The organism is Emticicia sp. MM, assembly GCF_001649495.1.
Genome location: NZ_LXHX01000054.1, coordinates 1 through 10,312 on the forward strand (window position 1 = coordinate 1; position 10,312 = coordinate 10,312).

At 33.2% G+C, this 10,312-nt stretch carries 6 protein-coding genes; 3 read left to right on the plus strand and 3 right to left on the minus strand.

Translation table 11 applies throughout. From position 1 onward, the window contains the following. Nucleotides 1-122: 122 nt before the first annotated feature. Nucleotides 123-3,200 carry an amidohydrolase family protein gene (locus A6M55_RS07270; RefSeq protein WP_064197086.1) on the minus strand — a complete coding sequence of 1,026 codons (3,078 nt, stop codon included), beginning with the start codon at nt 3,198-3,200 and terminating at the stop codon, nt 123-125. Nucleotides 3,201-3,433: 233 nt separating this feature from the next. Here A6M55_RS07270 and A6M55_RS07275 point away from each other — a divergent pair, with 233 nt between their 5' ends. From A6M55_RS07275 to A6M55_RS07285, 3 genes are read left to right on the plus strand one after another with little or no spacing between them, the layout of a single operon-like run. Then, a complete protein-coding gene (locus tag A6M55_RS07275) occupies nt 3,434-4,447 on the plus strand; it encodes an aminodeoxychorismate synthase component I (protein ID WP_064197090.1) in 1,014 nt (337 codons plus the stop codon). Further along, on the plus strand, nt 4,431-5,045 hold the full coding sequence (locus A6M55_RS07280; protein ID WP_064197087.1) for an aminotransferase class IV: 615 nt from the start codon (nt 4,431-4,433) through the stop codon (nt 5,043-5,045). The genes A6M55_RS07275 and A6M55_RS07280 overlap by 17 nt, the downstream gene beginning before the upstream one ends. 2 nt (nt 5,046-5,047) lie before the next feature. Further along, a complete protein-coding gene (locus tag A6M55_RS07285) occupies nt 5,048-6,169 on the plus strand; it encodes an NAD(P)/FAD-dependent oxidoreductase (RefSeq protein WP_064197088.1) in 1,122 nt (373 codons plus the stop codon). A gap of 289 nt (nt 6,170-6,458) precedes the next feature. Here A6M55_RS07285 and A6M55_RS07290 read toward each other — a convergent pair whose 3' ends face one another. Beyond that, on the minus strand, nt 6,459-8,561 hold the full coding sequence (locus A6M55_RS07290) for a PQQ-binding-like beta-propeller repeat protein (protein ID WP_064197089.1): 2,103 nt from the start codon (nt 8,559-8,561) through the stop codon (nt 6,459-6,461). A gap of 36 nt (nt 8,562-8,597) precedes the next feature. After that, nucleotides 8,598-10,312 (minus strand): hypothetical protein (locus tag A6M55_RS17420; RefSeq protein WP_197491675.1); only part of this gene is annotated, 1,715 nt, incomplete at its 5' end.

Consider the following 10,312-nt stretch of genomic DNA (forward strand, 5'->3'; position numbering starts at 1 on the left):
AAGTATTATTGCTTAGTAAATTTTGAATATATGATTAAAATAATAAATAATTGTCTAAAACACACTTAAAACAAAAAAGGCCTCGATTTTCATCAAGGCCTTTTTTGTTTTTATAATTAAAATTACTCAGTTCCTTTAAAAAGATTAGCTCCAAAGATGCGTCCACCAGATGCACATCTGCTACAATCTTCAGTGTCGCCCATTTCAAGAATAGTATCGCAGTGAATATGTTGATTTCTGCGTGGCATAGCTCTTTGAGTTGGATTTCCAGATGCTTTTTCGGCTAACATTTTCAACATAATTCTGTTTCTTTCTTTCGCTACGCTTTGTTGCATTTGTTCATCTTTCTCTGCATCGAAATAAACGGTTCCGTCAATTATTGTTTTTTCTGGACGGGCATATATTGAAAGTGGATTGTTATTCCAAAGAACCACATCGGCATCTTTACCAACTTTAATACTTCCCAAACGATTATCAAGATGTAACATCTTTGCTGGATTCAAAGTAACCATTTTCCAAGCTTCTTCTTCACTCATTCCACCATAAAGTACTGTTTTTGCTGCTTCTTGGTTTAATCTTCTTGCCATTTCTGCATCATCTGAATTAATAGCAGTAGTTACGCCAACTTTTGTTAAGATTGCAGCATTGTGAGGAATGGCTTCTTTTACTTCCATTTTATATGCCCACCAGTCAGAAAATGTGGAAGCATTTACGCCATGTTCTTTCATTTTGTCAGCTACTTTATAGCCTTCTAAGATATGCGTATATGTATTGATATTGAAATTGAAAGATTCAGCAACTTTCATTAACATGTTAATTTCTGATTGAACATAAGAGTGACACGTAATGAAACGCTTCTTATTCAAGATTTCAACCAAAGCATCTAATTCAATATCTCTTCTTGGAGGCGTTACTCCAGTTTTATTTGTTAGTGCGTTATATTCTTTCCATGCTTTTTCATACTCTTTGGCACGTTGGAAAGCATCTACATAAACTTGTTCCACTCCCATTCTTGTTTGAGGGAATCGGCCTGATGGAGATGGATTGTTTCCATTTTTTACGTTTTCACCCAAAGCAAACTTAATAAAACCATCAGCACCCTTAATCAATAAATTATTAGGATTTTCACCCCATTTTAATTTAATGAGGGCAGATTGGCCGCCAATACAGTCGGCAGAACCATGTAATAATTGCGAAGAAGTTACCCCGCCAGCTAATTGACGGTAAATATTAATGTCATCAGAGTTTACTGCATCTTCTTGACGAACCTCTGAAGAAACGGTTTGTACCTCGTTGATTGAGAATAGGGCAATGTGTGAATGCTCGTCAAAAATTCCATTGGTTAAATGTTTTCCTGTCCCATCAATTGTTTTAGCACCAGTCGGAGCAGTTAAGTTTTTACCAACTTGAGCAATTTTACCATTTTGTAATAAGACGTCGGTATTTTGAACAATTCCCTCTTTTTCGTTGGTCCAAACAGTAGCGTTTTTAATCAACATGGTTTCTTGCTGAGGTTTTTGCTCGCTACCAAAGGCAGTAAAAGGATATAGGACTTTACCAATTTGAGGTGTTTTTGCTTTTGTCGTATCTTTTTTAGCAACATCAGCTTTAGGGGCTTCTTTGTAAATCGCTTCCCATTTAACTTGTTTGCCATCTCCTAAAATTGCGTCTCCCTTGATATTTTTTCCATCGTAGTAGCCACTTAAACGTGCTTCATTAGCATCTTTTTTATCAAGTTTGGTAGTGATAGTCAATAAATCACTTATACGGCTAACTTTTGGAGTAGTTTTTACAGTATCGTTTGTAATGAATTGATAATCAGGTTTGTCAATTTTACCCGTGATATTTAATTTAAAATTCTTATCATCAACTTTTACTTCATAGTTTCCTCTGATATCAGTTACATTCATATCGCTGAGTATGTATCTTTTTCCTTGAACCCAGTTTTCATAAATGACATTGTCTTTACTGAAGAGGTTATCAGAAGTGATAATAAAGTTGGCTAACATACCTTTTTTCAGACTTCCAACCATATTATCAATTTTTAATAATTTAGCAGGCGTAGAAGTTAAAGCTTCTAATGCTTTGTTTTCAGGCAGACCGTGTTCGATAGCTTTACGAAGATTATTCCAAAATTCAGTTTTGTTTCTTAAACCGTTTGTTGTGAAAGCAAAATTTACACCTGCTCTCGACAAAATACTTGCATTTGCGGGAGCCATTTCCCAATGTTTCATTTCGGTTAGACTCACCATTGCTGCATCAAATGGGTCTTCTACATCATAAGCAGTAGGGAAACTGAGTGGAATAATCAATGGGTTTCCATTAGCTTTGATTTCGTCAACTCTTTGGTACTCATCTCCTGCACCTTTGATGATATATTGAATACCAAACTCTTTACCAATTTTATCAGCTCTTAAAACTGCTAATTTGTCAGTCGCTTCATAAACTTGGGGTAGAGCTTGCATTTCATTAAAGGCATCTAATGACAAGTTTCTTTCTTGCAATTTTCCTCCTTTTTTATACCATTCTGCATCATAATATGTTTGTCGGAGCAAAGCCACCGCACCCATTAATGAAACTGGGTATGTTTGTGTCGAACTACCTTTATTTAATGAATAATGAGCTGATGCTTTACCTTTTAGTAATACATTGTTTTCTTTATCTTCTGCAAGAGAAACAAAAGCTGAGGTGCCTCTTACAATTCCATCAGCTACGTGCACAACGGCACTTCCGAAGCCAATTTTACGCATTTCATCGGCCTTAGCGGCATTTACTTTAAATTCTGCCGTAGCATCAACTTCAGGTCTTACCGCTTGATTCCAATCGAAAGCACCTTTCTTATTTGATTCTAATTGTATTGCTCCACCGAATCCACGGCCGCCGCCTTGGCGTTGGATTTCGGGCATTCCGTAATCAGAATAAATATCTACTAGTGAAGGGTAAATTCTTTTGCCTTTTAAATCATATACTACTGTACCTTTTGGAACTTGTAATTCTTTTCCAACTGATTCAATCATGCCGTTTTTGATGTAAATCATGGCATTATCTAGGACAGTTTGTGCATCAACTACAATTGTGGCATTTTTGAAAGCATACTGAGATGGCCTTTCGTCATAAACACCATTACGTTGAAAAGTGACTTGTGAAAAAACTGAACCAGAGATGAAGGCAACAAAAAGAAAAGTAAGGAGTCTTCTCATGGATAGGTTTAGATGTTTGATGAATGAATGATATTGCGAATTTGATAAATTTTAAACAATAAACAAAACTATTACAATTTTTATATTAAGAATAGCCGAATAAGTAGAAATCAATAGCATAAGGGGTATTTTAATCGACAAAGCCACCAATAATTCTTTTCAATGATTTTAATAAATTTGAACTAAAATTAAATAAAATTGGGTTTCTGAATATTGAATAAATTCGACTTGTGGTGAAAATTTATAAAAAGGAAGGGGCAATTACTAAAATTAACAACTTAACTTCTACATCCACACCGTTTTTAATATTAACTGATTTTGAAGGAAATCGTAGTATTATTAAAAGATTAGATAAGGTTAATGTAAGTGATATAAAATATAAATTTGGAGAAGTTTCAAATTTTAACTTTAGCACAAACAATAATAGATTCAATGGAATTGAGAAAAAGTGCATTGATTTTGAATTGTATCAGAAGGCTTTTGATGTAGTAATCTCTAATATTAAAGAGGGAAACTCATTTTTGACAAATCTTACTTGTGCATCTCGCATAAAAACAAATCTAAGTTTAGAGGAAATCTTTATTATAAGTAATGCTAAGTTTAAAATTTGGGTCAAGGGATTTGAGCATTTTAATGAATTTGTTTGTTTCTCACCCGAAATTTTTGTTAAAATTAATACAGAAGGCATTATTTCGTCTTTTCCAATGAAAGGAACAATTGATACAAAAATTGAAAATGCCGAAAGCGTGATTTTAGAGGATGAAAAAGAATTTTTTGAACATACCACCATCGTTGACTTAATAAGAAACGACATTAGTAAAATAGCAGAAAAGGTGTGGGTTGAAAAGTTTCGGTATATTGATAAAATAAAGACTTTAGATGGTGAATTACTGCAGGTTAGTTCACAAGTTTGTGGTAAATTAGACCCTTTTTGGAAAAATAAATTTGGTGATATACTTTTTTCAATGCTTCCTGCTGGTTCTATTTCAGGAGCTCCGAAAGGTAAAACCGTAGAAATTATCAAAAAAGCTGAAAAATATACTTATAATGGCCTAAATAGAAATTTTTACACAGGTATTTGCGGTATTTTTGATGGTGAAACTTTTAATTCAGGTGTAATGATTCGTTTCATTGAAAATACCCCTCAAGGTTTACTTTACAAGAGCGGTGGTGGAATTACTGCGAAAAGTATGGTAGAAAAAGAATACCAAGAAATGATTCAAAAAATATATGTCCCTACTATTTGAAACAATCAAATGCCAAAATCGGCGTTTGGCTAACATTGATTATCACAATGAAAGAGCAAGCCGCTCATTAAAAAAAGTATTTGGGATTGATAAGAAAATTGATTTTGCTGAAACTGTTGAAATTCCAGATTGGGTAGGAGAGGGTTTATATCGTTGTAGAGTGAGTTACGCTGAGGAAATTAGTAAAGTTGAATTTTTTAGTTATCAATATAAAGTACATAGATTGATTAAATTAGTTGAAAATCCTGCTATTGAATATCCTTTAAAATATGAAGACCGTAGTGTATTTCATAAATTATTAATTGAAAACGAGGGTTTTGATGAAGTGATTATTATAAAGAATGATTGCTTGACTGATACGACTTACACTAATTTGGCATTTTTTGATGGAGTTAAATGGTTTACGCCAAGTACATATTTACTTGAAGGAACCCAAAGGACGTATTTATTAAATGAGAAGCAAATTGATGAAGAAGAAATTAAAGTAAAAGATTTGACTAAATTTAAACGAATTGCCCTTATCAATGCCATGAGGGGACTTAGTTTGAATTTTCCCTTTGAATTGACCCAAAATATTATCTCGATAAAAAATTCTTAATAATGGTTCATAAAAATATAATTATAGGTGCAGGCCCCTCTGGCTTGGCAATGGCTGGACAGTTTAGCAAAAATGAAGTTCCATATATAATCATTGAAAAATCTACCAACGTTGGTAATGAATGGAGAAATCATTATGACCGTTTGAAGCTACATACGGATAAGATTTATTCTTCACTACCACATTTGCCATTTCCTGCCGAATATCCAACTTTTGTACCTAAGGCAGAATATATTCAATATCTAGAATCTTATATTAAGCATTTCAACATCAATCCAATCTACGGAGAAGAAGTACTTGATATTTCAAAAAATAATGGAATTTGGGAGGTTAAAACCCAAAATAATACCTTTTTATCCGAAAATGTTGTTGTTGCCACTGGTTATAATCGTGTTCCTAAAATCCCTCATTTTATTAACGATTATCTTTTTGAAGGAGAAAAGATTCATTCATGTAAATACAAGAATGGACTTCCTTACAAAGATAAAAAAGTGTTGGTTGTTGGCTATGGAAATTCAGGTGCTGAGATTGCTTTAGACCTGTGCGAAAGTAAAGCAAAAACCTATGTTTCGATTAGAAATCCAGTAAATATTGTCAAAAGAGAGTTTTTGGGGCGTTCAACGCAAGGACTTGCCATTTTTTTGACTCAGTTTGGAAACTCCGTCTATGATTTTATTTCAAACATTTTTAAGAAAATCTCAACTGGTTCTTTAAAGCAGACAGGTATTCCAATTTCTCCATTAGCACCTTCTGAACAATTACGCAAACAAGGCAAAGTGCCTGTAATTGATGTTGGTACTTTAGAGCAAATAAAACAGAAAAAAATAATGGTAATGCCCGACATTCGAGAATTTACGCATGATTCGATAATTTTTGTAAATGGCCAACAAGAGAAATTCGATGCAGTTGTATTAGCAACAGGGTATCATGCTCATCTTGAAAAAATTATCAAAAATATTGCCCCAGTTTTGAACGAAAGGGCGTATCCTAAACAAATGTGGTTTGATGAAGAAACTTATAAAGGCTTATATTTTATTGGTTTCAATTTACCACTAACCGGAATTTTGCGAGATATTAATATCAGTTCAGAAAAGATATTAGGTAAGATAATGACTCAAGGATAAGAGAGACTAAATATTTATTATTGTATGATTTACAAATAAATTAATTTTAAGTAAAATAGGTTACTTAAAATTAAATAATATCTATTTTAGAAGGTTTACTAGGTAATTTGTTGGTTCATATGTCATTAAATTCAGTATTGATGAAGTTTTCAAGCAAGACAAGCAAACTTGACTTTGTTCAAGCAATTTATATCAAAGTCAAGTTTGCTAACTGAAATTCACTCATTAATTAATATTCAAAGGGTTGCATAAATCACTATTATTAAAGTTTTATGAGAATTAATGATTCTCACGGTAGGGCAAATGCTACATATTTATTCCCTTTCGGAGTTCCTAGTTTAGTTCCACCACAAGCAATTACTACAAATTGTTTACCATTTATTTGATAGGTAGAAGGTGTTGCAAAGCCTGCCGCAGGAAGTTTAGTTTCCCAAAGAATTTTTCCATTATTTTTATTAAAAGCCCTAAAAAATCCATCTTTTGTGGCAGCGATAAATATTAAACCGCTTGCAGTAACTACTGGACCTCCATAATTTTCAACGCCAGTATTTTTTATTCCTTTCTGTTCTAAAGCAGGTTCGTTACCAAAAGGAATTCTCCATAAATATTCTCCAGTGTTTAGATTAATGGCACTAAAAGAGCCCCATGGAGGCGTGATTGCTGGTAAACCATTACTATCTAAAAACTTATTGTAGCCTGTACTTTTAAATGGTAAATATACCTTCTTTGTTGATTTTGAATCTGAAACAACTTCTTTTTTTTCTTCTCCGAATAAAAAGGATACGATTGCTTGCTTTTCAGAAGCCGTAAGTGTTGTAAATCCGGGCATCATACCTTTTCCATTGCTAATAATATTATTCACAAAGGCTTTATCTCTTTTTTTATTGATATCAATTAATGAAGGATAATTTGATTTAGGGTTTCCTTTTCTATCAATTCCGTGGCAACTCACACAAGTTGTTGTATAAAGTTTTTCTCCAGCACTGAGTTGAGCAAGGGCATCTTCTTTAGGCGTTTCAACCATGGTTTGTATCCATGCCATTTCATTAGCATTTACATACAAAATTCCTTCTGGGTCTGCGGCGGCACCTCCCCATTCTGCTCCACCGTCATATCCAGGGAAAATCACTGTTCCCTCTTTGCTACCAGGATGGTAAAGTGCAGTTTTATACTTTCTGAAATTCTTTATTAGTTCTTCTCTATTTTCAGCATAAGGGCTAATATCTTTTTCAGTAAGCGTATTAGATTGCCTTGCAAATGGTGCTGGTTTGCTTGGAATGGGTTGTGTAGGCCATGCAAGTTCTCCCAAAAGTGATGATTTGGGTACTGGAACCTCTTTTACAGGGAAAATGGGTTTTCCAGTTACTCTATCAAACACAAAAACATATCCTTGTTTAGTAACTTGAGCCACCACATCAATCTTTTTTCCGTTCTGATTAATGGTCATTAAATTGGGTGGTGCAGGTAAATCTCTATCCCAAATATCGTGATGAGTAGTTTGGAAATGCCATAGTCTTTTTCCAGTGCGAGCATCGAGTGCTAATAAACAGTTAGCAAAAAGATTTTTACCTTTTCTATTTCCTCCATAAAAGTCATAACCAGCAGACCCAGTAGGAACAAAGATTATTCCTCTTTTACGGTCAACGGCCATACCAGCCCAATTATTAGCAGCACCTGTATATTCATTTTTATAGGCATCTTTAGGGAAGGTTTCATAGCCAAATTCAGTTGGATAGGGGATTGTGTGGAAAGTCCAAACTAATTTTCCAGATTTAACATCAAAAGCTCTAATATCACCGGGAGCTGCATCTTCTCCTTCAGATAGGCGAACAGGCATCACAATTAAATCCTCAAAGACTGTTCCTGGAGTATTTGAGATGATAAATTTATTTTGAGCAATTGGTGGAAGGCCAGTATGTAAATCTACTTTGCCCTCATTTCCGAAACTCTTAATTGGTTTGCCGTTTTTGGCATCCAAAGCCCAAAGGTTGGGTCCAACGGTGTATAATATTCTTTTTTCAATACCATTTGACCAATAACTAACTCCTCTACTTGAACTCGCCCAATTTTTTAGAGGGTCTCCAAATCGCCAAATCTCTTTGCCAGTTGCTGCATCCAAAGCAAAAGCTTGAACAGAAGCTGTAACGCCATACAAAATTCCATCAACAATAATCGGATTTACTTGCATTTGCCCTGAATCAGGAGTAGTGTAAGTCCATGCAATTTTTAATTGATTTACGTTTTCAGGCGTGATTTGGGTGAGTTTTGAATAATGATTGCGGTCTGCACCACCTAAATACTCAGGCCAATCTCCATGTTCATTTGAAAAAAACGTAAAAGAAAAAATAAAGCCGAGTATTACTGAAAGGCAAATGATTAATTTAATTTTCATTTTTTTCTAGGTTGAATTGTTGTACTAAAATCTCAATTATTTTTCATGATTTTCATCAATTTCAGAATCAAAGCCTTCAGAATATACTTCAAAAATATCTGGAAACTTGTTTTTCATCCATCTATGTTGTTTCGTATTTAAAAAAATGTATTTCGGTCCAGCAGTATCATCATATTCTTCTTCTTCCATGTAAATTGTATAAAAAAGTCCATCGACATTATTTTCTGCTAAAGCTTTGTTTATCAGTTGGATAAGTTTATTGGTATCAAAATTAAATAATTCAAACGCTATTTTGTTTTTTCTTTCTTTAGGTTTCTTCAATCCATTTACAAATTGTTTTTCACTATAAAGTTTACCATTGGGCATTTTGAAACTATACGTGAATATTCTATCAGAATAATTACTTTTTTTAAGCATTTTGCTAAAATTATCCTCAATTTTTATTGGACTAAAACCAAACCTCGAAATCTTACTGAGGGTATCCATACAAGATTTGAATACATTTTTATAACTGTCAATTCCCCAAATTTCACATTGACCAATCACATCTTTTAAGTTTTCAAAAATGCTCAAATCGCTTGGTGGGAATTGACGGATTTTCAGAATATAAGATTCTTTTTGATTTTGAGTGATTTTTGGGATTAGTTCCAAATCTACAATTTCATCTAATAAAGACTTTAGGCTATCTCTACTAAACTTTCGATTATACATCGAAAAGTCTACAAAATTATTAGGTAATGCCTCTTCTACAATATTTGCTTGGGTACTATCAAATAACACGAAAGAAAGTTTTGGACTATGATAATCACAAACAATTACAAGTCTATTCGGAGAGTTGATATCAGTTAAATAATCATTAATTATTTTAAATTGAGTTTCGCTAATTGATGGGAAATAGTTAGAATCTGGCTTATTTAGAGAATCTAAGCTGCTTTTTACGGAGTTTTCCAAAGAGACAAAAAGCTTTTCTTGATATTGTTGACCATTGATATTTACGGACACCAAATAATTCGATTGATTACTGTCTTTGTTTTCTTCTTGGTAAGATAAATTAGTAAATTCAGTATTAGGTAATATTGATTTCGAAAGTTTAGAAAGGATATAATTATAAAGTTCAGTATCTGATTTTTTGGTTAATTCATTCATATCAATTACCACCACTTGATTACTTTCTTTCAATATGTCGGATGGCTCTTTGCTATTTTTCAAATCAAAATTCATCTGTTCAACGACCATCTTTTCACGTTTGAGGGCACCTGCAAGTGTTTCAACATTAAAATTAGCTATTTGTTGTTTGTATTCACCATAGGCCGAATTCGGAATCTTTTCTTCTAATATTTCAGGGTAGTAAGTTTTGATAAAAGCGTAATTTTTATCAGTCAAATAAACATAAACAGAAGTATTTTTATTTAACGAAAAAGTAGAATTTGAGTTTGTAATTGTATAAAATTTCCCATCAATCTTTGAATCCTCCAAAGATTGGTTAACCAAGTTTAACCAGTCAGTTTTATTGAAACTGATAGATTTGTAGCTTTCTAAAAGTTTTTGTTGTTGAAGGGTTAGTTCTTCCGAATCGTTTATTTCTAATTTAGGTAATTCTTGATGGTTTTCGTATTTGACGCCTTTAAACTTAAATCCATATTTTAGTAGACGGTCTTTTTTGTTTCCTTTTGGAATTTCTGAATTAAAATTATCCGTTATTTTTTCTGGTTTAAATACGTCATTTGAAATCCTTGATAATTCGGCAATAA

Excerpts from the sequence above, each read along its gene's own strand:
- A6M55_RS07280 (WP_064197087.1), top strand. The coding sequence starts at position 4,431 with ATGTCCCTACTATTTGAAACAATCAAATGCCAAAATCGGCGTTTGGCT.
- A6M55_RS07270 (WP_064197086.1), bottom strand. The coding sequence starts at position 3,200 with ATGAGAAGACTCCTTACTTTTCTTTTTGTTGCCTTCATCTCTGGTTCA.
- A6M55_RS07290 (WP_064197089.1), bottom strand. The coding sequence starts at position 8,561 with ATGAAAATTAAATTAATCATTTGCCTTTCAGTAATACTCGGCTTTATT.
- A6M55_RS07285 (WP_064197088.1), top strand. The coding sequence starts at position 5,048 with ATGGTTCATAAAAATATAATTATAGGTGCAGGCCCCTCTGGCTTGGCA.